At 61.8% G+C, this 23,924-nt stretch carries 15 protein-coding genes; 14 read left to right on the forward strand and 1 reads right to left on the reverse strand.

Annotated features, from left to right (window positions below):
• Window positions 1-114: 114 nt before the first annotated feature.
• The 7 genes from acs (at window position 115) to argR (ending at window position 7,878) form a co-directional block, all read left to right on the forward strand.
• Complete coding sequence (gene acs / locus N8H74_RS11760) at window positions 115-2,070, forward strand: acetate--CoA ligase (RefSeq protein WP_262147685.1); 1,956 nt, start codon at window positions 115-117, stop codon at window positions 2,068-2,070.
• A 560-nt stretch (window positions 2,071-2,630) separates the two neighbouring features.
• Window positions 2,631-3,404, forward strand: coding sequence for an ABC transporter substrate-binding protein (locus N8H74_RS11765; protein WP_217832937.1), 774 nt, complete (start codon window positions 2,631-2,633; stop codon window positions 3,402-3,404).
• 91 nt (window positions 3,405-3,495) lie between these two features.
• A complete protein-coding gene (locus N8H74_RS11770; RefSeq protein ID WP_217832938.1) occupies window positions 3,496-4,185 on the forward strand; it encodes an ABC transporter permease in 690 nt (229 codons plus the stop codon).
• Window positions 4,182-4,880: an ABC transporter permease gene (locus N8H74_RS11775; protein WP_217832939.1), complete on the forward strand. Its 699-nt coding sequence runs from the start codon at window positions 4,182-4,184 to the stop codon at window positions 4,878-4,880. Before N8H74_RS11770 ends, N8H74_RS11775 begins: the two co-directional genes overlap by 4 nt.
• 1 nt (window position 4,881) lies before the next feature.
• On the forward strand, window positions 4,882-5,994 hold the full coding sequence (locus tag N8H74_RS11780; RefSeq protein WP_262147688.1) for a M14 family metallopeptidase: 1,113 nt from the start codon (window positions 4,882-4,884) through the stop codon (window positions 5,992-5,994).
• Window positions 5,995-6,021: 27 nt separating this feature from the next.
• Complete coding sequence (locus N8H74_RS11785; protein ID WP_003227281.1) at window positions 6,022-6,786, forward strand: ATP-binding cassette domain-containing protein; 765 nt, start codon at window positions 6,022-6,024, stop codon at window positions 6,784-6,786.
• A gap of 111 nt (window positions 6,787-6,897) precedes the next feature.
• A complete protein-coding gene (gene argR, locus N8H74_RS11790; RefSeq protein ID WP_217832941.1) occupies window positions 6,898-7,878 on the forward strand; it encodes a transcriptional regulator ArgR in 981 nt (326 codons plus the stop codon).
• A 56-nt stretch (window positions 7,879-7,934) separates the two neighbouring features.
• On the opposite strand, the gene N8H74_RS11795 is transcribed toward argR, so the two are convergent.
• Entirely contained in the window at window positions 7,935-15,659 is a 7,725-nt protein-coding gene (locus N8H74_RS11795) for a DUF6543 domain-containing protein (RefSeq protein ID WP_262147690.1), read from the reverse strand.
• A 304-nt stretch (window positions 15,660-15,963) separates the two neighbouring features.
• On the opposite strand from N8H74_RS11795, the gene N8H74_RS11800 reads away from it, so the two are divergent.
• The 7 genes from N8H74_RS11800 to astE all read left to right on the forward strand — a co-directional run bounded on the left by N8H74_RS11800 (window position 15,964) and on the right by astE (window position 23,835).
• Window positions 15,964-17,184 (forward strand): aspartate aminotransferase family protein, encoded by a 1,221-nt coding sequence (locus N8H74_RS11800; protein ID WP_262147692.1) that lies wholly within the window; start codon window positions 15,964-15,966, stop codon window positions 17,182-17,184.
• A 218-nt stretch (window positions 17,185-17,402) separates the two neighbouring features.
• Window positions 17,403-18,422, forward strand: coding sequence for an arginine/ornithine succinyltransferase subunit alpha (aruF, locus tag N8H74_RS11805; protein WP_217832944.1), 1,020 nt, complete (start codon window positions 17,403-17,405; stop codon window positions 18,420-18,422).
• A 51-nt stretch (window positions 18,423-18,473) separates the two neighbouring features.
• The gene (astA, locus tag N8H74_RS11810; RefSeq protein WP_262147695.1) at window positions 18,474-19,499 is read left to right on the forward strand and encodes an arginine N-succinyltransferase; all 1,026 of its coding nucleotides are present in this window, start codon (window positions 18,474-18,476) and stop codon (window positions 19,497-19,499) included.
• Window positions 19,496-20,965, forward strand: a complete 1,470-nt coding sequence (gene astD / locus N8H74_RS11815) for a succinylglutamate-semialdehyde dehydrogenase (protein ID WP_262147724.1) — start codon at window positions 19,496-19,498, stop codon at window positions 20,963-20,965. The genes astA and astD overlap by 4 nt, the downstream gene beginning before the upstream one ends.
• 151 nt (window positions 20,966-21,116) lie before the next feature.
• Window positions 21,117-22,463 carry an N-succinylarginine dihydrolase gene (gene astB, locus N8H74_RS11820; RefSeq protein ID WP_262147697.1) on the forward strand — a complete coding sequence of 449 codons (1,347 nt, stop codon included), beginning with the start codon at window positions 21,117-21,119 and terminating at the stop codon, window positions 22,461-22,463.
• 58 nt (window positions 22,464-22,521) lie between these two features.
• The gene (locus tag N8H74_RS11825; protein WP_262147699.1) at window positions 22,522-22,812 is read left to right on the forward strand and encodes a topoisomerase II; all 291 of its coding nucleotides are present in this window, start codon (window positions 22,522-22,524) and stop codon (window positions 22,810-22,812) included.
• A gap of 12 nt (window positions 22,813-22,824) precedes the next feature.
• Window positions 22,825-23,835 (forward strand): succinylglutamate desuccinylase, encoded by a 1,011-nt coding sequence (gene astE / locus N8H74_RS11830; protein ID WP_262147701.1) that lies wholly within the window; start codon window positions 22,825-22,827, stop codon window positions 23,833-23,835.
• Window positions 23,836-23,924: the final 89 nt, after the last annotated feature.

Consider the following 23,924-nt stretch of genomic DNA (forward strand, 5'->3'; position numbering starts at 1 on the left):
GGGTATGCCCACGTTTTGCAGGGGCTTGTTACTACCATCGTCGAATGGTTCTATACGGTCGCCCCGGCTACAACAGGGTCATACAAAAACAACTATTACACCGAGGTAGGAAAGATGAGTGCGGCTTCCCTGTATCCCGTTCGTCCCGAGGTAGCAGCCAATACGCTGACCGACGAGGCGACCTACAAAGCCATGTACCAGCAGTCGGTCGTCAACCCTGACGGCTTCTGGCGCGAGCAGGCCAAGCGCCTCGACTGGATCAAGCCTTTCACCACGGTGAAGCAGACGTCGTTCGACGATCACCACGTCGACATCAAATGGTTTGCCGATGGCACCCTGAACGTTTCCTACAACTGCCTCGACCGCCATCTGGCCGAGCGTGGCGACCAGGTCGCGATCATCTGGGAAGGTGACGATCCTGCCGAAAGCCGCAACATCACCTACCGCGAGCTGCATGAACAAGTGTGCAAGTTCGCCAACGCCCTGCGCGGTCAGGACGTGCACCGGGGTGACGTGGTCACCATCTATATGCCGATGATCCCCGAAGCCGTGGTCGCCATGCTGGCCTGCACCCGGATCGGCGCGATTCACTCGGTGGTGTTCGGTGGTTTCTCGCCGGAAGCCCTGGCCGGTCGCATCATCGACTGCCGCTCGAAAGTGGTGATCACCGCTGACGAAGGCATCCGCGCCGGCAAGAAGATTTCCCTCAAGGCCAACGTCGACGACGCCCTGACCAACCCGGAAACCAGCAGCATCCAGAAAGTCATCGTGTGCAAGCGCACCGGTGGCGACATCAAGTGGAACCAGCATCGCGACATCTGGTACGAAGACCTGATGAAAGTGGCGGGCACCGTTTGCGCGCCGAAAGAGATGGGCGCTGAAGAAGCGCTGTTCATCCTTTATACCTCCGGCTCCACCGGCAAGCCGAAGGGCGTGCAGCACACCACTGGCGGCTATCTGTTGTACGCAGCGATGACCCACGAGCGCGTGTTCGACTACCGTCCGGGCGAAATCTACTGGTGCACCGCCGACGTCGGCTGGGTCACGGGGCACTCTTATATTGTCTACGGGCCACTGGCCAACGGCGCGACCACGCTGCTGTTCGAAGGCGTGCCGAACTATCCGGACATCACCCGGGTGGCGAAAATCGTCGACAAGCACAAGGTCAACATCCTCTACACCGCACCGACCGCGATCCGCGCCATGATGGCCTCCGGCACTGCCGCCGTTGAAGGTGCCGATGGCAGCAGCCTGCGCCTGCTCGGTTCGGTGGGCGAGCCGATCAACCCGGAAGCCTGGGACTGGTACTACAAGAATGTCGGCAAGTCCCGTTGCCCGATTGTCGATACCTGGTGGCAGACCGAAACCGGCGGCAACATGATGAGCCCGTTGCCGGGCGCGCATGCGCTGAAACCGGGTTCGGCGGCGCGTCCGTTCTTCGGCGTGGTGCCGGCACTGGTCGACAACCTCGGCAACATCATCGAGGGCGAGGCCGAGGGCAATCTGGTGATTCTCGATTCGTGGCCGGGCCAGGCGCGCACTCTGTACGGCGACCATGACCGCTTCGTCGACACCTACTTCAAGACTTTCCGTGGCATGTACTTCACCGGTGACGGCGCGCGTCGGGATGCCGATGGCTACTACTGGATCACCGGGCGCGTGGACGACGTGCTCAACGTTTCCGGCCACCGCATGGGCACCGCCGAGATCGAAAGCGCCATGGTCGCCCACCCGAAAGTCGCCGAAGCGGCGGTGGTGGGTGTGCCGCACGACATCAAGGGACAGGGCATTTATGTCTACGTCACCCTGAAGAATGGCGAAGAGCCGACCGAGCAATTGCGTCTGGAACTGAAGAACTGGGTGCGCAAGGAGATCGGCCCGATTGCTTCGCCGGACGTGATCCAGTGGGCACCGGGGCTGCCGAAGACCCGTTCGGGCAAGATCATGCGCCGCATTCTGCGCAAGATCGCCACGGCGGAGTACGAAGGTCTGGGCGACATTTCCACCCTGGCCGATCCGGGTGTGGTGCAGCATCTGATCGATACGCACAAGACCATGAACGTCGCGTAAGCAGCGGGTCTGCAGCCTGAAGAGCCCCGTCCGGCATCACGCCGGACGGGGCTTTTTGTTTTCCAATAATTATCGGTTTCGCCCGTCAGACCTTTCTCGCTGTTACCCGTCAGCCTTCAAGTAACTGAATGTGTAACCGCCCGCTGCGCAACGGGGCGATGGGAAACGTCGCGCCCCGTTTCGGGGCCGGGAAAATCCCTGTGAAAAATAAGACATCACCCCGCGCTTGCCGGATTAGAAGGGTTTGCGAATAATAGGCCCGCAATTTGCAGCGTAGATCGGTTCACTGTCTTTTGCTCTTGCATGAAATTGCAGGGCTGTCAATGTGCTCAAGCGGGTTTCTCGGTGCATCTGTAATTAGTTGTCGCATTGAAGAAATATCGGCTTCGGGCCTGTCGTTAGAATGCCGATCACTCGCTCGCCGTGGCTCGTGTTGAAATCGCATCCGGTTTCAGCGGGAAAAGTCCTACGGACGCAGCAACGCTTTTCAGTTCCACCCATTCGCATATTGGGCTGTCGCTCACTCTGCCGTTTTTGCCCTTTACCGATGGAGTTCCAAGATGAAGAAACTCGTGCTGCTTGGCGCCCTGGCACTGTCCGTGCTGTCCCTGCCATCCTTCGCGGATGAGAAGCCCCTGAAGATCGGTATCGAAGCGGCTTACCCTCCATTCGCTTCCAAAGCCCCGGACGGCAGCATCGTCGGTTTCGACTACGACATCGGCAACGCCCTGTGTGAAGAAATGAAGGTCAAGTGCCAGTGGGTCGAGCAAGAGTTCGACGGTCTGATCCCGGCCCTGAAAGTGCGCAAGATCGACGCGATCCTGTCGTCCATGTCGATCACTGAAGACCGCAAGAAGTCCGTGGACTTCACCAACAAGTACTACAACACCCCGGCCCGCCTGGTCATGAAGGAAGGCACCGCAGTCAGCGAAGGCCTGACCGAGCTGAAAGGCAAGAACATCGGCGTGCAGCGTGGCTCGATCCACGAGCGTTTCGCCCGCGAAGTCCTGGCCCCGCTGGGTGCCGAGATCAAGCCATACGGTTCGCAGAACGAAATCTACCTCGACGTGGCCGCCGGCCGCCTCGACGGCACCGTGGCGGACGCTACGCTGTTGAATGACGGCTTCCTGAAAACCGACGCCGGCAAAGGCTTCGCGTTCGTCGGCCCGGCCTTCACCGACGTCAAATACTTCGGCGACGGCGTAGGCATCGCGGTTCGCAAGGGCGACGCCCTGAAAGACAAGATCAACACTGCCATCGCGGCCATCCGCGAGAACGGCAAGTACAAGGCTATCCAGGACAAGTACTTCGACTTCGATATCTACGGCAAGTAACACGTCGCAGCGACAAGTCAGAAATGGCGCAAGCAACAGGATCTCTGCGGTTTGCGCCATTTTTTCATCCCAACTTTCGAGGACCTGAATCATGTTGAAAGGCTACGGGGCTGTCATCCTCGATGGCGTATGGCTGACGCTTCAGCTCGCCTTGTCGTCCATGGCTCTGGCCATCGTTCTCGGGCTGATCGGTGTCGCGCTGCGCCTGTCGCCGGTGCGCTGGCTGGCCTGGCTGGGCGACCTGTACGCGACGGTGATTCGCGGGATTCCCGATCTGGTGCTGATCCTGCTGATCTTCTACGGCGGCCAGGACATGCTCAACCGCGTCGCGCCGATGCTCGGTTATGACGAATACATCGACCTCAACCCGCTGGCCGCCGGTATCGGCACACTCGGTTTCATCTTCGGTGCGTACCTGTCGGAAACCTTCCGTGGCGCGTTCATGGCGATCCCGAAAGGCCAGGCTGAAGCCGGCATGGCCTACGGCATGAGCAGTTTTCAGGTGTTCTTCCGGGTGATGGTGCCGCAGATGATTCGTCTGGCGATCCCCGGCTTCACCAACAACTGGCTGGTGTTGACCAAGGCCACTGCGCTGATTTCCGTGGTCGGTCTGCAAGACATGATGTTCAAGGCCAAGCAGGCGGCCGACGCCACCCGCGAGCCTTTCACCTTCTTCCTTGCAGTGGCGGCGATGTACCTGGTCATCACCAGTGTTTCGTTGCTGGCACTGCGTCACCTTGAGAAGCGCTACTCGGTAGGCGTAAGGGCGGCTGATCTATGATCTTCGACTACAACGTCATTTGGGAGGCCCTGCCGCTGTACCTCGGCGGCCTGGTGACCACCCTCAAACTGCTCGCGCTGTCGCTGTTTTTCGGTCTGCTGGCGGCGTTGCCGCTGGGCCTGATGCGCGTCTCGAAGAACACCGTGGTCAATGGTGCCGCGTGGCTCTACACCTACGTGATTCGCGGCACGCCGATGCTGGTGCAACTGTTCCTGATCTACTACGGTCTGGCCCAGTTCGAAGCCGTGCGCGAGAGCTTCCTCTGGCCGTGGCTGTCCAGCGCAACGTTCTGTGCGTGCCTGGCGTTCGCGATCAACACCAGCGCCTACACCGCCGAAATCATCGCCGGCAGTCTCAAGGCCACGCCGAACGGCGAGATCGAAGCGGCCAAGGCCATGGGCATGTCGCGGGTCAAGATGTACAAGCGCATCCTGCTGCCGTCGGCCCTGCGCCGGGCGCTGCCGCAATACAGCAACGAAGTGATCATGATGCTGCAGACCACCAGTCTGGCGTCCATCGTGACCCTGATCGACATCACCGGCGCGGCCCGCACCGTCAACGCGCAGTTCTATCTGCCGTTCGAGGCGTACATCACCGCCGGCGTGTTCTACCTGTGCCTGACCTTCATTCTGGTGCGCCTGTTCAAGCTGGCCGAGCGTCGCTGGCTGAGCTACCTGGCCCCACGGAAGCACTGATATGGAACGCATCGACCACGTTTTGCCGTGGAGCCACCTGGGCAGCGAGCGCCGAATCTCGGTATTCCGCTTCGGTAGTGGCGAGCGCAAGGCCTACATCCAGGCCAGCCTGCACGCCGATGAGTTGCCGGGCATGCGCACCGCCTGGGAACTGAAAAAACGCCTCGGCGAGCTGGAAGCCCAAGGCCGGCTCAACGGCGTGATCGAACTCGTGCCGGTAGCCAACCCGTTGGGTCTGGGGCAGTTGCTGCAAGGCAATCACCAGGGCCGTTTCGAGGCCGGCAGCGGCAAGAATTTCAACCGTGATTTCGTTGAGCTCAGCGCGCCGGTGGCCGCCGAGCTGCAAGGCCGGTTGGGCGACGATCCGCATGCCAACATTGCGCTGATCCGTCAGACGATGGCCGCGCATCTGGCGGCATTGCCTGAGGCGAGCAGCCAGTTGCAAGGCATGCAACGGGTGCTGCTCAGCCATGCCTGCACCGCCGACGTGGTGCTGGACCTGCATTGCGACGCCGAAGCCGCGCTTCACATGTACGCGTTGCCGCAGCACTGGCCGCAATGGCGTTCGCTGGCTGCGCATCTGGATGTGAAGGTTGGCCTGCTGGCGGAAGACTCCGGCGGCAGCTCCTTCGACGAAGCCTGTTCGCTGCCGTGGCTGCGTCTGTCGCGGCTGTTTCCGGACGCGCAGATTCCGCTGGCCTGCCTGGCGACTACCATTGAACTGGGTGGTCAGGCCGATACCGACCGCGCCGATGCCGAGGCCTGGGCCGAGGGTATTCTGGCGTTCCTCGCCGAGCAAGGCCTGATCAGCGGCGAGTGGCCGAACCCGGCGCACGAACCCTGCGAAGGCATGCCGTTCGAGGGCACCGAATTGCTGCTGGCGCCGCACCCCGGCGTGGTGAGCTTTTTGCGCAAGCCTGGCGAATGGGTCGAGGCCGGCGCCGAGATTTTTGAAGTGATCGATCCTGTATCCGATCGGGTCAGCACGGTATGTGCTGGTACGTCCGGGGTGCTGTTTGCCATTGAACGGCTGCGCTATGCCCAACCCGGTTTCTGGCTGGCCAAGGTGGCGGGGCGCGATGCGCTGCGTCACGGGCGCTTGCTCAACGACTGACTGACTGTTTTTGTGAGAACCGACCGCATGTACAAACTTGAAGTCCAAGACCTGCATAAACGCTATGGCAGTCACGAAGTGCTCAAGGGCGTGTCCCTGAAAGCGGCAGCCGGCGATGTGATCAGCATCATCGGCTCCAGTGGCTCCGGCAAAAGTACCTTCCTGCGTTGCATCAACCTGCTGGAGCAGCCGCACGCGGGCAAGATCCTGCTCAACAACGAAGAGCTGAAACTGGTGGCGAACAAGGACGGCGCGCTGAAGGCTGCCGATCCGAAACAGCTGCAACGCATGCGTTCGCGCCTGTCGATGGTGTTCCAGCACTTCAACCTGTGGTCGCACATGACTGCGCTGGAAAACATCATGGAAGCGCCTGTTCATGTGCTGGGCGTGTCCAAGGCCGAAGCCCGCGAGAAAGCCGAGCACTACCTGAACAAGGTTGGCGTGGCCCATCGTAAGGACGCATTCCCCGGCCACATGTCCGGTGGCGAGCAACAGCGTGTGGCGATTGCCCGTGCGCTGGCGATGGAGCCGGAAGTGATGCTGTTCGACGAGCCGACGTCGGCCCTCGACCCTGAATTGGTCGGCGACGTGCTGAAAGTCATGCAGGCCCTGGCCCAGGAAGGCCGCACCATGGTGGTGGTGACCCACGAAATGGGCTTCGCCCGTGAAGTGTCGAACCAGTTGGTGTTCCTGCACAAAGGCGTGGTGGAAGAGAGCGGCAACCCGCGCGAAGTGCTGGTCAATCCGCAATCGGAACGTCTGCAACAATTCCTCTCGGGCAGCCTCAAGTAAACGCTCCCGTTATGCACCAAATTAGGTCATGCTGCGCAGCGCGCCAGATGGTCTAATTTGGTTGCAGCCGTTTTCGGTTTTTTCCTCTGTTTATGTTTCGGATCGCCCGCCATGACTGCCCATCGAATTGGTTTCCTGATTTGGCCCAGCACTAAAGCCTTGACGCTGGCGCTGGCGGAGGAGGCCTTGCGTGTTGCTCAGCGGGTGCATCCGGATGTGGTCTACGAGTTGTCGTTCCTGCAAGCCGAGCCGCCGAGCGAAGGCGAGTGGCAACTGCCCGGCGAGCCTTGGGCCGGCAAACTGGAAAACTTTCAGAAGCTGTTTCTGCTCGCCGATGAGCCGCCGGCCACCCTGGCGCCGGCCCTCAGCAGCGCGCTCAAGCAAGTGGTGCGTGCCGGATGTGTGATCGGTGGTTTGTCGGCCGGTGTGTATCCGTTGGCGCAACTCGGTCTGCTCGACGGTTATCGCGCCGCCGTTCACTGGCGCTGGCAGGACGATTTCGCCGAGCGCTTCCCGAAAGTCATCGCCACCAGCCATCTGTTCGACTGGGATCGCGATCGCCTGAGCGCGTGCGGCGGCATGTCGGTGCTGGATCTGCTGCTGGCGGTGCTGGCCCGGGATCACGGCGCCGAACTCGCCGGTGCAGTCTCTGAAGAGCTGGTGGTCGAGCGCATCCGCGAGGGCGGTGAGCGTCAGCGCATTCCGTTGCAGAATCGCCTCGGCTCCAGCCATCCGAAGCTCACCCAGGCCGTGTTGCTGATGGAAGCCAACATCGAAGAGCCGCTGACCACCGACGAAATCGCCCAGCATGTGTGCGTGTCCCGTCGCCAGTTGGAGCGGATCTTCAAGCAATACCTCAACCGTGTGCCGAGCCAGTACTACCTGGAGCTGCGCCTGAACAAGGCCCGGCAGATGTTGATGCAGACCAGCAAGTCGATCATCCAGATCGGCCTGTCCTGCGGTTTCTCCTCGGGGCCGCATTTCTCCAGCGCCTACCGCAACTTCTTCGGCGCCACGCCACGGGAAGACCGCAACCAGCGACGCAGCAGCAGCCCGTTCGAATTGTCGTCGGTGCCACCCGAGCGCGGCTGACCTGACACGCAAAAGCCATGGCATCACTGCCATGGCTTTTTTCATTGCGGGTTATCTCAATCTTCGATATCGCCCCCCGGACGGTTCACCGTGCCCGGTTGGCCGGCGATGTTGTCGACGTTCAATGTGAGCCCGGTTTCCTCGTAATAGGCCCGGATTCGTCGGCGGGCCTGTTCGGAGAGCGGGTTGTTCTGCAGGTCGTAGCGGTCGCCGACATACGCCGGGACGTCCATCAATTCATCGGCGATGTCAGTGATGAGGTTGTTCGACAGATCGACTTCGCTCCAGTTGTGGTTGGTCAGCACACCGGGCGGAATCTCGCTCAGGCCGGCATTGCTCAGATCCAGGTCGGTCAGGCTTTGCAGGTTGCTCAGGTCGGGTGTCAGCGCCAGCGGGTTGTCGTGCAGATGGAGGATTTGCAGGTTGTCCATGCCGGCCAGGCTGGTCACCGATTGCGCTGTCAGCGTCAGGTCGCAATCGGGCAGGCTCAGCGAGGTCAGGCGCCCCATCGAGAAAACCGCCTCGGGGATGTCCGGCAGGAAATAACCGCGAATATCCAGGCTGTCGAGGTTGGGAAACGCATCGAGGAATTGCCCGATCCGTGGCGTGTGATCACCGTAGCCGAGCAGGAACAGCTCCGGGACGTGGCTGAAGTCGGCATTGAGACTCGGCAACTCGCCCATGATCGACAGGCGCGAGGCGAACCCATGACTGGCGACCTCGGAACCCTCGACCGGAATATTGCGCCAGCACCTGAGCAGCGCGTCCCTGAAGTTGTTGCGCTTTTGCGCTTCGAGCAACAGTTCGGCATCGGTGAGTGGTTGCAGGGAGTCGGGGTTGATGAGCGGGACATCGTTGCTCCAGGTGTCGAGACCGAAGATCAAACCCTGCAACTCGGCTTCCTGTCGCGTCAGTTCGTTGCGTCCTTCAACCAGCGTGCCGGGCAGGTCATAGATGAATCGGCTGGCCTGCTCGTCGCTCAGTTGCGGGTACAGCGATTGGGCGCGCGTGACGTCGCTGCGATCGGCCAGCACGCCCAGGTCTTCGCCGAGTTCCTGATAACAGACCTTGATCCGCTCAAGCGTGGCCTGGGTCAGCGGATTGTTGCCGAAGTCGAAACCGAAGGTGGTCGTGGCCGGCAGTTTGAAGATCTGTTCGGGAATGGTGGTGATCCAGTTGCTGTGGAGGATCACGGTTTTCAGCGCGGGATGGTCGGTGAGTCCGACGGGAACCTCGGAAATCCCGGTGCTCGACAGGTCGACCAGTTCCAGCTTCGGCAGGCCGCGCAGGTCGGGTGCCATACCCAGCGGGTTGTTGTAGAGATCCAGTGCCGTCAGGGTTTTCAGCGTGGTCAGCGTCTTGTTGCCCGCCGCATCCAGTACCGTGCCGCAGTTGCTCAGGGCCAGCGTTTCCAGCGCTGGCATGCGAGTGATTGACGACGGAATCCGGTCCACCGCCAGGTTGCGCAGTTCGAGGACTTTCACGCCGGTGAAGCATTCAAGGAAGCGCTCGTTCATCCGCAGCCTGGCGTGGCCGTCGAGGCTGAGTATGGAGACATGACTGAAGTCGGCGCTCAGGGCTGGCAGCTCACCGTTGAACGGCATTACTTGCCTGAGTTCATTGTTGCGAATTTCGGGACTCGCCGAACGTCGGCTGCGCCAGAACGCTTGCAGTTCCTCGCTGAACAGCTTTCTGGCCGCCGACTCCGTGGCTTTTTCTCTCTCGTTGAACGACTCGCCGGTGGCCGGATCGCGTTCAGGCCCTTCACCGACCCAGCGTTGCAGGTCGCCGCTCAGTTGGCGGATCTCCGCCTCCCATTGCTGGAGCTGGGTCTGGGTGTCCTCCAGTGTGCCGGGCAGCAGATAGAGCACGCGGTTGGCGGCTTCATCGTTCAGGTCCGGGAACAGGGCGATGGTGCGGTCGATGTCTTTTTGGGCGAACCACACGCCAAAGTCCTGGCCGTTCACGCGAAAGCGTTGCCTGATGCGCAGGCGACTGGCCGATGACAGCGGGTTGCCGGCAAAGCTGAAGTGCTTGTGAGTGACCGCCGGGGTGTTGAACAGGTCGTCGGGCAGTTCGCTGATCAGGTTGTCATCGAATGTGCCGCTGGCAATGTGCAGGTGATCGAACAGCCCATCCGGCAGGCTGGAAATGCCGGTGTCGGTCAGCCGCAGGTGTTTCAACAGTGGCAAGCCATCCAGTTTGGGTGCGCTGCCCAGCGGGTTGTTGCTCAGGTCCAGGTATTGCAGTGGCCCGAGGGATGAAAGCGTCGCTTGCGATTCGGGCGTCAGTTTCAGCGCGCAACTTCTCAGCAGCAGATGGCCCAGTTGCGGCATGCGACGGGTGGCTGTCGGTAGTTGGCCGAGGCTGAAGTTTTGCAGTTCCAGTTGATGCAGTCCGGTAAACCCTTCGAGGAAGGCATCGACTCCACTCACTGCCGCGTTGCCGTGCAGGGTCAGGTTGGACACATGGCTGAAGTCCGTCGACAGCGCCGGTAGGTCGCCGATGAACGGCACCTTCCATTGCATGTTCTGCGCCCGTTGCCTTGGCGAGTCCGCCGATCGGGCGCGCCACAGCTCTTCCAGGTGATCGGCGAATTCCTGTCTGGCCGCGTGCTCGGCGATCAGTTGCGGGGTATTGAGGGGTTGCCCGGACAGCGGATGGGTTTCGGGGATGGCGGTTTTCCAGGCCGCCAGATCGCTGGTCAGTTGCTCGATCTCGGCTTTCCAGTGCCTGAGCTGGCTGCGCCCGTGCTCCAGATCGCCGGGCAAGCCGTAAAACACGTCGCTGGCTTCTTCGTTGTCGAGGCTGGGGAACAGCGCTTTGGTCGCGTCGATGTCGGCCGGGTCGGCGAGTACGCCGAAGTCCTTGCCGTGCTCGCGGGAATACACCTTGATCCGTTCCCGGGTGCTGGCGGTCAGCGGGTTGTTCGAACAGTCGAAGTTTTCGCTTTTGCGTCCGGGCAGCTCAAAGAAGGCCTCGGGCAGTTCGGTCAACTGGTTGTCGCTGACGATGACCGTTTGCAGTTTCGGATGCGCGGCCAGTTCGGGCGGGGCTTTGCTGATCCCGGTATTCGACAGGTCGAGGTAGGACAGCTCGGGCAATGTCTCGACCTTCGGCGCCTTGCCCAGCGGATTGTTCGGCAGCTCAAGCGATTCCAGGTTCGGCAAGGCTTCAAGCGCGCTCTGCAACTCGCTGTCGAGAGAAATGCCGCAATCGTTCAGGACCAGCGATTCGAGGCGCGGCAGATCACCGAGTGTTTGCGCCAGTTGATCGAGCGCGAAATTGCGCAGGGTCAATTGGCGCAGGCCGGGGAAACTGCGCAGGAACGGCGAGGTGGCGCGCAGGCCCTTGTTGCCACCGAGGGATAGGCCGGTGACGTGATCGAAGTTCACGCTCAGTTGCGGCAGGTCACCGGTGAAGCCTGGGTCTGCGCTGAACACCTCGGCCCGGTTCAGCGGGTTATCGCTGGAGCGCTGGCGCCACAGTCGTTGCACCTGCCAGGCAAAGGTTTCCCGCGCGTGCAGCTCATTGAATTGCTCGTTGGCATTGAGGGGAGTGCCGCTCACGGTGTCGCGATCCGGGATGTCACCGCTCCAGGTGTTCAGCTCGTTCGCAAGCCGGGCGAATTCCTCCTCCCACTGGCTCACCTGCAAACGGCCCTGCAGCAGCGAGCCGGGCAGGCGATACAGCAACGCGTTGGCCTGGCGGTCGTTGAGATCCGGAAACAATGTTTTGATCCGGTCGATATCCGCACGGTTAGCCTGCACACCAAAGTCTTTGCCGGTCTGGTTGAAGTGGACTTTGACCTGTTCCCGGGTGGCGGTGGACAACGGGTTGCCGGAAAAATCGAACCCGGCGGAACGCTCGACAGGCTGCTGGAACAGGACGTCCGGCAGGGCGGTGATTCGGTTGTTGCGCAGCCAGACGCTTTTCAATTGTGGGTGTTCGAACAGCCCGACCGGCAATTCGGAGAGGCCGGTTTTCGACAGGTTGAGGTGGTGCAGTCCCGTCATCGCGCGGATGTCCGGGGTGGCGCCCAGTGGGTTGGCCTGCAGATCGAGCGCGGTCAGTTCGGACAGCGATGCCAGCAGCGTCTGGTTCGTCGGCGTCAATGTAATCTGGCAATTGCGCAGGCGCAGTTGGCGCAGGGACGGTGTCGTCGCCACGGCCTCGGGCAGGTTACGCAGATTGAAGTGGCGCAGATCCAGGCGCAGCAATCGCGGGAAATGGGCGACGAACGCATCCACCGAACCGGAGCCGCCGGTGCCGGCCAGTTCCAGGCTGGCGACGTGGCTGAAATCGGCGCTCAGCTCGGGCAGGTCACCCAGCAGCGGCTCGGGGAAGCGCATCCGGTAGCCGTAGGCTTCGCGGCTTTCCCGGCGCCAGCATTTGCGCAGCTCCCTGGCGAACAGGTCGCGGTTGCGGCGGGCGGCTTGGAATTGTTGCGTCGTCAGTTGCTGGCCGGTGACGGGATGGATTTGCGGGGTATTGATCCGCCATTGGTCCAGGTCGTTTTCCAGCTGGGCATATTCCAGGCGCAGGCGAGCCAGCTCGGCTCGGGCGCCATCCGGATGATTGAGTAATGTGTACTCCATGGCCGCCAGACCTTCTTCGGTGATGCCGGGAAAAACCTCCCTGATCAAGTCCTCCAGCTCCCGCGAGTCGCCGCGTCTGATCAGCGGGTAGCCCTCCGAACCGACCAGGCGCAGCGTGTCGTTGACCACGGGTTTTGCGGGTTCGGAGGACATCAGCAGACGCAGCTCGCCGCGCTCGTGCGGATTGTCACGAATGGCGTGTTTGAGTTTGTCGCCTTCGCCAATCTGTAAACCCAGTGCCTGGCGCTCGCTGTCGGGCAGCGCTTGCAGGACGCTGTTGTAGAAATCCATCGAAGCATTCAGCTCCTTGCCCTGATCGTCGTACGCCTGCCAGGTGCCATCGGTTTTGCGCACCAGCACTTTCTGCACGCGGGCCTGGGTTGGGCCGGTGCTGTCGACGAGTTTGCCTTCGGGGGATTGTTCGCGAACTTCCAGGCGAATGTCGTTCGACCAGCCCGGCAAGCGTTGCAGGCTGTGCAGCGCCAGGGTGTCGCTGTCGGGGTTGTGGACCGAGTCCAGTTCAAGCCCTTCGTAGGCACGGGTAATGCGCAATTGCTCGCGGGCCTCGCTGGCAAGCGCCTGCTGGTGCTGCGGCCAGCGCCCGTTGTCGATCTCCAGCAGCTCGTCACCGGTGGCGGTTTTCAGCAGCTCCTCGGTGATGCGGATGGGGAGGCCGGGTTCATGCAGCAAGACTTTCGCCACCCATGGATCGTCACTGCGTTGCTGCGTGGCATAACGGCGGTTGAACAGATCGGCGCGATGCTGCCGGGCGAATTGCGCGAGCCTGGCCCGGAGTTGGCGGACGCGAGCCTCAAGGGCAATCTGCTCACCCTGGCTCTCGCCAAGTAACGTGTTGATTTGCGATTCGTCGAGCGATTGCAGCAGCGTTTTGAGCAGGTCGCCGTCGGTCAGTTGATTCTGTTGGAGGTCCGTCAGCGGCAGATTTTCGTCCGTGGAGGATTCCCAGAGCGTTTCGCCCTTGGCGTTGAGCAGGCGCAGTCGCCGGGTGTCCGGCAACAGTTTCTGCTCCTTGAGCAACTGGAGTTGGGTTGGTTGATCTGCGCCGAGGTATTGCTCGGGGTTGTCACTGGCGATCCGCTCGATGAAGCCTTGCAGCTCCTGATCGATCCGAAAGCGCTGGATGCTGTCGGCGAGCAGCGGCGGCACCGACTCGCGATTCACATGCATTTTGCGCAGGGCATTTTCCGGGTAGCCGCTGACCTTGAGAATGCGTTCGCGCTGAGCGGGGGAGAAGGGTTCTAAGCTGTGGCCGATGCGTTTCAACGCGGTGGCGGTATCCCATTGCAGGGGTTGCTCAAGCTCGGTGTGGAAGGCACCTTCGCCGTTATGGTGCGCGATGGGTTGGTAGGCGTCTGTGCGCCTGGGATGTTGGATCCGGTACTTTTCCGGGTGAGGGTGATCGGTCAGCGCGAAGTGCGCGTCATGGTTGGCGAGCAGTGTCTTGCCGTCGTGCCGGAGCAAGCCTTGGGCGTCGGGCTTGGCGGCGTCCGCCGGCGGGGCGGGATGCTCGTAGGGTTTCAGATCCGGCTTCCAGTACAGGGTTTTGCCATTGCGCAGTTTCACCGGTTGGAAGCGGTCGGCCAGTGAAAGGATCTCGGCGGGCAAAATCTTCGGCAGCTCTTGCATGGCAATGGCGCCGCCGACGCCGAACGCCCCGAGTTGAATCAACGACTCCAGCGCACTGAAGAGATGCCCGGAGGCCTCATCGGTCAAACCTTCAGCCCAATCGACAATGCCCTCGAATACGTCGTCGAGAAACTGATAGGCCATGTAGGCCATCATCACCTGGCCCAGGAACGGTACGAAGGGCATCAACACGAACGAAGCCAGTTCAACGATCGCGGACGCGACCTTGACGAAAGAGTCCCAGATCACCCAGCGCGCATTGCGGTCGACGGTGGCGGTGGGGACGGCGATTGCCGCTGCGTCGTTGAGGATCTTGTTCAGTTTGCGCTGGTAGAGATGCTCCAACAGCTCGCCGCGAATGGGCGTGGCAACCAGTTGCAGCCTGGGATTTTCGATGGGGGTATCGCGCCAGGGTGGCAACGAACTGCCGGCCTGCGGCTCGTGGAACGTCACTTCGCTGAGGCGGCGTCCGAGGTCGGCGAAGAAGTGCCCGCGCTGGTCATGGTCGATGAAACGGCTGAAAAACTGCTGATATTCCGGCGCGCGCAGCTGGCGGGTCAGTTCCTTCAGCATTTCGCGGGTCGAGGCGTATTCCTTGATCGGATGTTCGGGATCGTCCGGCACATAGGCCACCACCCTGATCGACTCGCGATCCTGCTCCAGGTCCGGGGCGAACACGAGAATGCCGGTCAGCGTTTTCGACATCATCGTCAGGTCGTGGCACAGCAGCGCCTGGCTGTCGACGCGCATGCCTTGCAAACCATCGAGCAAACCACCGATCAGGCGCACGTACACTTCACTGACGTCACCGCTCAGTTGCGCCATGTGCAGGGCGGCCTGGATGGCGGCTTTTTCGCTGGCGTCGATGTGCAGGCGCAAAACGGCGGCGGCGACCGGATTTGTGAAACCGAGGTTTTCTTCGAGCGAGGCCTTGAAGCTGGCGCCGATATCGAGCTCGCGGCACAGCCGGGCGAACGCCGCGATGCTGATCTTCGCCTTGATCTGCGGCAGCGTTTCGAACTGACCTGACGCGGACGGTTTGCTGATGAACGTGGATTCGGGCGCGTAGGCATCTGCCTCGGTTTCGCTAGCTTCGAAGTTATGCAGTGCCGCATCCAGCAGCGACACCGTCCAGGTCTGCGCACCGGTGGTGATCGGGATGCCAGAGGTTTTCAGCGGAATATAAAGACGCAGGAAAGTGTTCCTGACATCCAGGTCCAGGCCGAATCTGTTTTTCAATGCCTGGGTGAGCAGCGGTTCGGCGTAGGCAGCGGCGTCCTGCAGGTGTTCGAGTTTTTGATCGAGGGTGTTTTGTGCGGCCATGCGCCGGGCAATGACGCCCCGCAGCTCGTCGTGCCGTTCCCTGGGTGCGTTCTTGAGTTTTTCGGAAAGCGGGTGGCGGGCACTCTTCAGCGCCGCGCGGCGCTTGGCCGAAGCCTTGCCGAGCCATTCGGGGAAGGCATGTCTGAGCGGTTCGTAGTGTACGGCGGGGTTGAGCGGTTTGACGGCGGAGGGGGAGCCGGGGACTGCGTGCATCGAGTGCATCCTTGTACGTCGGAAAGACCCCAGCAAATCAGAGATCGGCAGCGCGGATGCGGTACATATGTATGACCGTCGGCCGCTGCGCAATTGATATGCTCCCGGGCCTGCTGCAAATGCCGGCGGCAGTTTAAACTGCGCCTTTGCGACGCTATATGTCGCATTGCCGTAAACCCGGGAAAATCCGGGGTTTGCGCTATAAGAAGTTGTCGCTTGGCGACAAGGCCGGGCAGAAAACTGTCCTTACAATCCCCCCATCGCTCGCCAGTTTCAGGCGAGTGTTCGTCTTCAGGAGACTCCGATGTCCGTTGAGCACGCTGCGGTACAACGCGCCGATTTCGACCAGGTAATGGTTCCCAACTACGCGCCTGCCGCTTTCATTCCGGTGCGTGGCGCCGGTTCCCGCGTCTGGGACCAGGCCGGCCGCGAGCTGATCGACTTCGCCGGCGGGATTGCCGTTAACGTATTGGGCCACGCGCATCCGGCGCTGGTCGGTGCCTTGACCGAGCAGGCAAACAAGTTGTGGCACGTGTCCAACGTGTTCACCAACGAACCGGCCCTGCGCCTGGCGCACAAGCTGATCGACGCCACGTTCGCCGAGCGCGCGTTCTTCTGCAACTCCGGCGCCGAAGCCAACGAGGCCGCGTTCAAGCTGGCCCGTCGCGTGGCGTTCGACCGTTTCGGCAGCGAGAAATACGAGATCATCGCCGCGCTCAACAGCTTCCACGGCCGTACCCTGTTCACCGTGAACGTCGGCGGTCAGTCGAAGTACTCCGACGGTTTCGGCCCGAAGATCACCGGCATCACCCACGTGCCTTACAACGATCTGGCAGCGCTGAAAGCCGCCGTTTCCGACAAGACCTGCGCCATCGTGCTGGAACCGATCCAGGGCGAGGGTGGCGTGCTGCCGGCCGAACTGGCTTACCTGCAAGGCGCCCGTGAACTGTGCGACCAGCACAACGCGCTGCTGGTGTTCGACGAAGTGCAGACCGGCATGGGCCGTACCGGCAAGCTGTTCGCCTACCAGCACTACGGCGTGACGCCGGACATCCTGACCAGCGCCAAGAGCCTGGGCGGCGGTTTCCCGATCGCGGCGATGCTGACCACCGAAGCACTGGCCAAACATCTGGTCGTCGGTACTCACGGCACCACTTACGGCGGCAACCCGCTGGCGTGCGCCGTGGCCGAAGCGGTGATCGACGTGATCAACACCCCTGAGGTGCTGAGCGGCGTCAACGCCAAGCACGACAAGTTCAAGACCCGCCTGGAGCAGATCGGCGAGAAATACGGCCTGTTCACTCAGGTGCGTGGTCTCGGTCTGCTGATCGGTTGTGTGCTGAGCGATGCCTGGAAAGGCAAGGCCAAGGACATCTTCAACGCCGCTGAAAAAGAAGGTCTGATGATTCTGCAAGCCGGCCCGGACGTGATCCGTTTCGCCCCGAGCCTGGTGGTTGAAGACGGCGATATCGACGCCGGCCTGGAGCGTTTCGAACGCGCCGCCGCAAAACTGACGCAAGCCTGATAGACCTTTCGACGCCTGACTGTTCAGGCGTCGGACCCAATTTTTTGTTTCGGGCAAGAACAAAAATGTGGGAGCGGACTTGCTCGCGAAAGCTGTAGGTCAGACAGCGACTCTGTTGACTGACACACCGCCTTCGCGAGCAAGTTCGCTCCCACAGTCTCCTGCGGAGACGGCCCGGGATTTTTCTTCTGTAAGTTCTGAGAGAAAGGAGTGACACCATGCTGGTGATGCGCCCCGCGCAAATGGCTGATCTGGGCGAGGTACAGCGTCTGGCTGCGGACAGTCCGATTGGTGTCACTTCCTTGCCGGATGACGTGGAACGCCTGAGCGACAAGATCGCCGCCAGCGAAGCCTCGTTCGCCGCCGAAGTGAGCTTCAACGGTGAAGAGAGCTACTTCTTCGTGCTTGAGGACAGCACCACCGGCACGCTGGTGGGTTGCTCGGCGATCGTCGCTTCGGCCGGTTATTCCGAGCCGTTCTACAGCTTCCGCAACGAAACCTTCGTGCATGCGTCCCGCGAGCTGAAGATCCATAACAAGATCCACGTGCTTTCGCAGTGCCACGATCTGACCGGCAACAGTCTGCTGACCAGCTTCTATGTGAAGCGCGAATTGGTCGGCTCGCCATGGTCGGAGCTCAACTCCCGTGGCCGTCTGTTGTTCGTCGCCAGCCATCCCGAGCGTTTCGCCGATTCGGTGGTGACCGAGATCGTCGGCTACAGCGATGAAAATGGCGACTCGCCGTTCTGGGACGCCATCGGCCGCAACTTCTTCGACCTCAACTACGCCGAAGCCGAGCGCCTGTGTGGCCTGAAAAGCCGCACCTTCCTCGCCGAGCTGATGCCGCATTACCCGATCTACGTGCCGCTGCTGCCGGATTCCGCTCAGGAAGCGATGGGCCAGGTGCATCCGCGTGCGCAGATCACTTTCGACATCCTGATGCGCGAAGGCTTCGAGACCGATCACTACATCGACATTTTCGACGGTGGCCCGACCCTGCATGCACGGGTTTCCGGGATCCGCTCGATCGCCCAGAGCCGTGTGGTGCCGGTGAAGATCGGTGAACCGGTCAAAGGCATCGGTCGCCAGTATCTGGTGGCGAACGGGCAATTGCAGGATTACCGCGCGGTATTGCTCGAGCTCGATTACGCGCCGGGTAAACCGGTGACCCTGGATCTGGAAGCGGCCGAAGCCCTGGGCGTCGGTGAAGGTGCCAGCGTGCGCCTGGTGGCGGTTTAACGCCTTAGCGAGTTTCACGGGTGGCGAAGGCGGCCCGTTTGAGGAGATAGCATGATTGTTCGTCCCGTACGCAGCAGCGATTTGCCCGCTCTGATCGACCTGGCCCGCAGCACCGGCACTGGTCTTACGACCCTGCCGGCCAACGAAGAGCGCCTGACCCATCGGGTCGGCTGGGCCGAGAAGACCTTTCGCGGTGAAGCCGGCCGTGGCGATGCGGACTACCTGTTCGTGCTCGAAGACGACAACGGTCGCGTGGTGGGGATTTCCGCCATCGCCGGCGCCGTCGGTCTGCGTGAGCCGTGGTACAACTTCCGTGTCGGCCTGACCGTCAGTGCCTCGCAGGAACTGAGCATCTATCGCGAAATCCCGACGCTGTTCCTGGCCAACGACCTGACCGGCAACTCCGAGCTGTGCTCGCTGTTCCTCCACGCCGATTACCGCACCGGTCTGAACGGCCGCATGCTGTCCAAGGCGCGGATGCTGTTCATCGCCGAGTTCCCGGAGCTGTTCGGCAACAAGATCATCGCCGAGATGCGCGGTGTCTCGGATGACGCCGGACGTTCGCCGTTCTGGGAAAGCCTGGGCCGCCATTTCTTCAAGATGGAATTCAGCCAGGCCGATTACCTGACCGGCGTCGGCAACAAGGCGTTCATCGCCGAATTGATGCCGAAATTCCCGCTGTACACCTGCTTCCTTTCCGAAGGCGCGCGCAACGTCATCGGCCAGGTTCATCCGGACACCGAGCCGGCTCTGGCGATGCTCAAGAGTGAAGGCTTCAGCTATCAGGGCTACGTCGACATCTTCGACGCCGGTCCTGCCATCGAATGCGAAACCGGCAAGATTCGCGCGGTGCGTGACAGTGAAGCGCTGGTGCTGGCGATTGGCACGCCGGGCGACGACGCAACGCCGTTCATCATCCATAACCGCAAACGCGAAGACTGCCGGATCACTGCCGCTGCGGCGCGTCTGGCCGCCGGCACGCTGGTGGTCGATCCGCTGACCGCCAAACGTCTTCAACTCAACGCAGGCGATCAGGTTCGCGCCGTGGCGTTGTCCGCTGCTCGGGAGTCGAAATAATGAATTCGCTATACATCGCAGGTGAATGGCTGGCCGGTCAGGGCGAAGCCTTTCAATCGCTGAACCCGGTGACCCAGCAGGTGCTGTGGTCGGGGGAGGGCGCCACCGCCGCGCAGGTCGAGTCCGCCGTGCAGGCCGCGCGTCAGGCGTTTCCGGACTGGGCGCGCCGCACCCTGGACGAGCGCATCAGCGTGCTCGAAGCCTTCGCCGCCGCCCTGAAGAATCACAGCGACGAACTGGCCCGCACCATCGGTGAGGAAACCGGCAAGCCGCTGTGGGAAGCCGCGACCGAAGTCACCAGCATGGTCAACAAGATCGCGATCTCGGTGCAGAGCTACCGCGAGCGTACCGGCGAGAAGAGCGGCCCGCTGGGCGACGCCACCGCCGTTCTGCGCCACAAGCCCCATGGCGTGGTCGCGGTGTTCGGCCCTTACAACTTCCCGGGGCACTTGCCGAACGGTCATATCGTGCCGGCGCTGCTGGCCGGTAACAGCGTACTGTTCAAGCCGAGCGAACTGACCCCGAAAGTCGCCGAACTGACGGTCAAGTGCTGGATCGAGGCCGGTCTGCCGGCCGGCGTGCTCAACCTGCTGCAAGGCGCCCGCGAAACCGGGATCGCCCTGGCGGCCAATCCGGGTATCGACGGCCTGTTCTTCACCGGTTCCAGCCGTACCGGCAACCACCTGCACCAGCAATTCGCCGGGCGCCCGGACAAGATCCTCGCGCTGGAGATGGGCGGCAACAACCCGCTGGTGGTCGATCAGGTCGCTGACCTCGATGCGGCGGTCTACACGATCATTCAGTCGGCGTTCATTTCCGCCGGTCAGCGTTGCACCTGCGCCCGCCGTCTGCTGGTGCCGCAAGGGGCGTGGGGCGACAGCCTGCTCAAGCGTCTGGTGGAAGTCAGTGCGACCATCGAGGTCGGTGCGTTCGATCAGCAACCGGCGCCGTTCATGGGTTCGGTGATTTCCCTTGGTGCGGCGAAAGCGCTGATGGATGCCCAGGCGCATCTGCTGGCCAATGGCGCGGTGTCGCTGCTGGCGATGACGCAGCCGCAGGCGCAGTCGGCGTTGCTGACGCCGGGCATCGTTGATGTGACGGCGGTTGCCGAGCGTTCCGACGAAGAGTTTTTCGGCCCGCTGCTGCAAGTGATCCGCTACGCCGATTTCGCGGCGGCGATTGCCGAAGCCAATGACACGGCGTTTGGTCTGGCCGCTGGCCTGCTGTCGGATTCCGAGGCGCGTTACCAGCAGTTCTGGCTGGAAAGCCGTGCCGGTATCGTCAACTGGAACAAGCAACTGACCGGCGCCGCGAGCAGCGCGCCGTTCGGCGGCGTCGGCGCCTCGGGCAACCATCGCGCCAGTGCTTACTACGCGGCGGATTACTGCGCATACCCGGTAGCCTCGCTGGAAACCCCGAGCCTGGTGCTGCCGGCGGCCCTGACGCCGGGCGTGAAGATGGCGTGATGCCCTTCGCAGGCAAGCCCGCTCCCACAGGATCTGTGCTGGATACACCATCCCGACCTGTGGGAGCCGGGCTTGCCCGCGAATGCCGCGACGCGGTCTCGAAACTTAGTAACTGAAGCCTATAACAACAGATTCTCGTGGAGCCTCGCTGATGAAATCCTATGAAGTCAATTTTGACGGTCTAGTGGGGCCGACCCATAACTACGGTGGTCTGTCCTACGGCAACGTGGCGTCCCAGAGCAACAGCCAGCAGTCTTCCAACCCGAAGGAAGCTGCGCTGCAAGGCCTGGCGAAAATGAAAGCGCTGATGGAAATGGGCTTTCAGCAGGGCGTGCTGGCACCGCAGGAGCGCCCGGATGTGGCTGCCTTGCGCCGTCTGGGCTTCAGTGGCACCGATGCTCAGGTGATTGAGCGCGCCGCGAAAGAAGCGATGCCGCTGCTGGTCGCCAGTTGCTCGGCGTCGAGCATGTGGGTGGCCAACGCCGCTACCGTCAGCCCGAGCGCCGACACCGCTGACGGCCGCGTGCATTTCACCGCTGCCAACCTCAACTGCAAATATCACCGCAGTATCGAACACCCGACCACCAGCCGTGTGCTGGGCGCGATGTTTGCCGATCAACAGCACTTCGCCCACCACGCCGCACTGCCGGCGGTGGCGCAGTTTGGCGATGAAGGCGCAGCCAACCACACGCGTTTCTGCCGTGCGTACGGTGAAGCCGGCGTCGAGTTTTTCGTGTTCGGTCGCAGTGCGTTCGACACCCGTTATCCGGCGCCGCAGAAATACCCGGCGCGCCAGACCCTCGAAGCGTCCCAGGCGGTTGCCCGTCTGCACGGCCTGCGTGATGACGGCGTGGTCTACGCTCAGCAGAATCCGGCGGTGATCGATCAGGGTGTATTCCACAACGACGTGATCGCGGTGGGCAACGGCGAGGTGCTGTTCTATCACGAGGACGCGTTCCTCGACACCGACAACATGCTGGCGGAACTGGCGAGCAAACTCGCCAAGGCCGGCGGGAAATTCCAGTCTGTCTGCGTACCGCGTTCGGCGGTCACCGTGGATGACGCGGTTCGTTCCTACCTGTTCAACAGCCAGCTTCTGTCGCGTCCTGACGGCTCGATGCTGTTGATCGTGCCGGAAGAGTGCCGCAGCAACGAGCGCGTCTGGAACTACCTGCAAAGTCTGACCAGCTCCGGCGGGGTGATTCGCGAGGTGAAGGTCTTCGATCTCAAGCAAAGCATGCAGAACGGCGGTGGCCCGGCCTGCCTGCGACTGCGCGTCGCGCTCAACGAGACCGAGCTGGCGGCGGTCAATCCAGGCGTTATCATGACGGTCCCGTTGTACGGTTCGTTGACCGCATGGGTTGAAAAGCACTACCGCGACCGCCTGAGCGAAAACGATCTGGCGGACCCGCAGTTGCTGCTTGAATGCCGGACGGCACTGGATGAACTGACGCAAATCCTTAAACTGGGCGCGGTTTATCCATTCCAGATCAATTGATGGCCGGCGCGCCGCCCGAGCGCGGCGCGCGGTTCGTCTACCCCAGAGAGTAAAAGACATGAGCGATTCCCTGCAGCTGATCCTTGAAGACACCGACGGCACGCAGCTGCAAACTTCCTGCACCCGCTTCGCGGTCATGTGGCAAGGCAAGGAAGTCTGGATTCAGCAGGACGGCCGTGGCCAATTGCTGATTGGCGTGGACGTCGAAGAAGGTGATGCGGAATACGCCAACCTGCTGCTGCGCCCATTGGCGACTAATCTGGTAAGTCTGCAACTGGAAATGGAGCCGGCCGACCTCGGTGACGACGAGGAACACGTTCACGGCCCGGACTGCAAACACGATCACTAAGGAAACCGCTCTATGCTCGCCCTCGGCAAACTGCTTGAACTGACCCTCGCCGGCCGCGAACCGGCGGAGAAGACTCAACTGACTGTCGAAGGCGTGCGCATGCGCTGGTTGAGCGAAGGCGCGCTGGAAGTCCGGCCGCCGGAAGTACGCGACAATGGCCTGGATCTGCTGCTGTCCGCCGGGATCCATGGCAACGAAACAGCACCGATCGAACTGCTTGATCGGCTGTTGCATGACATCGCACGCGGCGATTTGAAGCCGCGCGCACGCATTCTGTTCCTGTTCGGCAATCCCGAGGCGATTCGCAAGGGCGAGCGTTTCGTCGAGCAGGACGTCAATCGGCTGTTCAATGGCCGTCACGAACAAAGCAGCGGTTCCGAAGCCCTGCGCGCTTGTGAACTGGAGCGCCTGGCGGCAAGTTTCTTCAGCGTGGCGGACCGCCAGCGCCTGCATTACGACCTGCACACGGCGATTCGGGGGTCGAAGATCGAGCAGTTCGCCCTGTATCCGTGGAAAGAGGGGCGTCGGCATTCCCGCCGCGAACTGGCACGCCTGCGCGCCGCCGGAATGGAAGCGGTGCTGTTGCAGAACAAACCGTCGATCGTGTTCAGCTCCTACACCTACGACAAGCTCGGTGCCGAGTCCTTCACGCTGGAATTGGGCAAGGCGCGGCCGTTCGGGCAGAACGCCGGAGTCAACGTCTCGCTGCTGGAAACCCGTCTGAAGCAGATCATCGAAGGCAACGAGCCGGATCCGGCCCAGGAAGGCCTGGACGGTTTGCAGCTATTCAGCGTGGCGCGGGAAATCATCAAGCACAGCGATGCGTTCCGCCTGAACCTGCCGGCGGACATCGAGAACTTTTCCGAACTGGATGAGGGTTACGTGGTGGCCGAGGACCTGGCAAGCACGCGCTGGGTCATTGAAGAGCAGGGCGCGCGGATCATCTTCCCCAACCCCAAGGTCAAGAACGGCTTGCGCGCAGGCATCCTGATCGTGCCGGCGACTGACGAAGGCCTGGCCTGAGCCGATTTTTTAGCTGGCATATATCGAATGTGGGAGCGGGCTTGCTCGCGAAAGCGGTCTGACTGACACACCGCCTTCGCGAGCAAGCC

Origin of the sequence: Pseudomonas sp. B2M1-30 (genome assembly GCF_025447575.1) — a bacterium.
Classification (GTDB): domain Bacteria; phylum Pseudomonadota; class Gammaproteobacteria; order Pseudomonadales; family Pseudomonadaceae; genus Aquipseudomonas; species Aquipseudomonas botevensis.

Excerpts from the sequence above, each read along its gene's own strand:
- acs (WP_262147685.1), top strand. The coding sequence starts at position 115 with ATGAGTGCGGCTTCCCTGTATCCCGTTCGTCCCGAGGTAGCAGCCAAT.
- N8H74_RS11765 (WP_217832937.1), top strand. The coding sequence starts at position 2,631 with ATGAAGAAACTCGTGCTGCTTGGCGCCCTGGCACTGTCCGTGCTGTCC.
- N8H74_RS11770 (WP_217832938.1), top strand. The coding sequence starts at position 3,496 with ATGTTGAAAGGCTACGGGGCTGTCATCCTCGATGGCGTATGGCTGACG.
- N8H74_RS11775 (WP_217832939.1), top strand. The coding sequence starts at position 4,182 with ATGATCTTCGACTACAACGTCATTTGGGAGGCCCTGCCGCTGTACCTC.
- N8H74_RS11780 (WP_262147688.1), top strand. The coding sequence starts at position 4,882 with ATGGAACGCATCGACCACGTTTTGCCGTGGAGCCACCTGGGCAGCGAG.
- N8H74_RS11785 (WP_003227281.1), top strand. The coding sequence starts at position 6,022 with ATGTACAAACTTGAAGTCCAAGACCTGCATAAACGCTATGGCAGTCAC.
- argR (WP_217832941.1), top strand. The coding sequence starts at position 6,898 with ATGACTGCCCATCGAATTGGTTTCCTGATTTGGCCCAGCACTAAAGCC.
- N8H74_RS11795 (WP_262147690.1), bottom strand. The coding sequence starts at position 15,659 with ATGCACGCAGTCCCCGGCTCCCCCTCCGCCGTCAAACCGCTCAACCCC.
- N8H74_RS11800 (WP_262147692.1), top strand. The coding sequence starts at position 15,964 with ATGTCCGTTGAGCACGCTGCGGTACAACGCGCCGATTTCGACCAGGTA.
- aruF (WP_217832944.1), top strand. The coding sequence starts at position 17,403 with ATGCTGGTGATGCGCCCCGCGCAAATGGCTGATCTGGGCGAGGTACAG.
- astA (WP_262147695.1), top strand. The coding sequence starts at position 18,474 with ATGATTGTTCGTCCCGTACGCAGCAGCGATTTGCCCGCTCTGATCGAC.
- astB (WP_262147697.1), top strand. The coding sequence starts at position 21,117 with ATGAAATCCTATGAAGTCAATTTTGACGGTCTAGTGGGGCCGACCCAT.
- N8H74_RS11825 (WP_262147699.1), top strand. The coding sequence starts at position 22,522 with ATGAGCGATTCCCTGCAGCTGATCCTTGAAGACACCGACGGCACGCAG.
- astE (WP_262147701.1), top strand. The coding sequence starts at position 22,825 with ATGCTCGCCCTCGGCAAACTGCTTGAACTGACCCTCGCCGGCCGCGAA.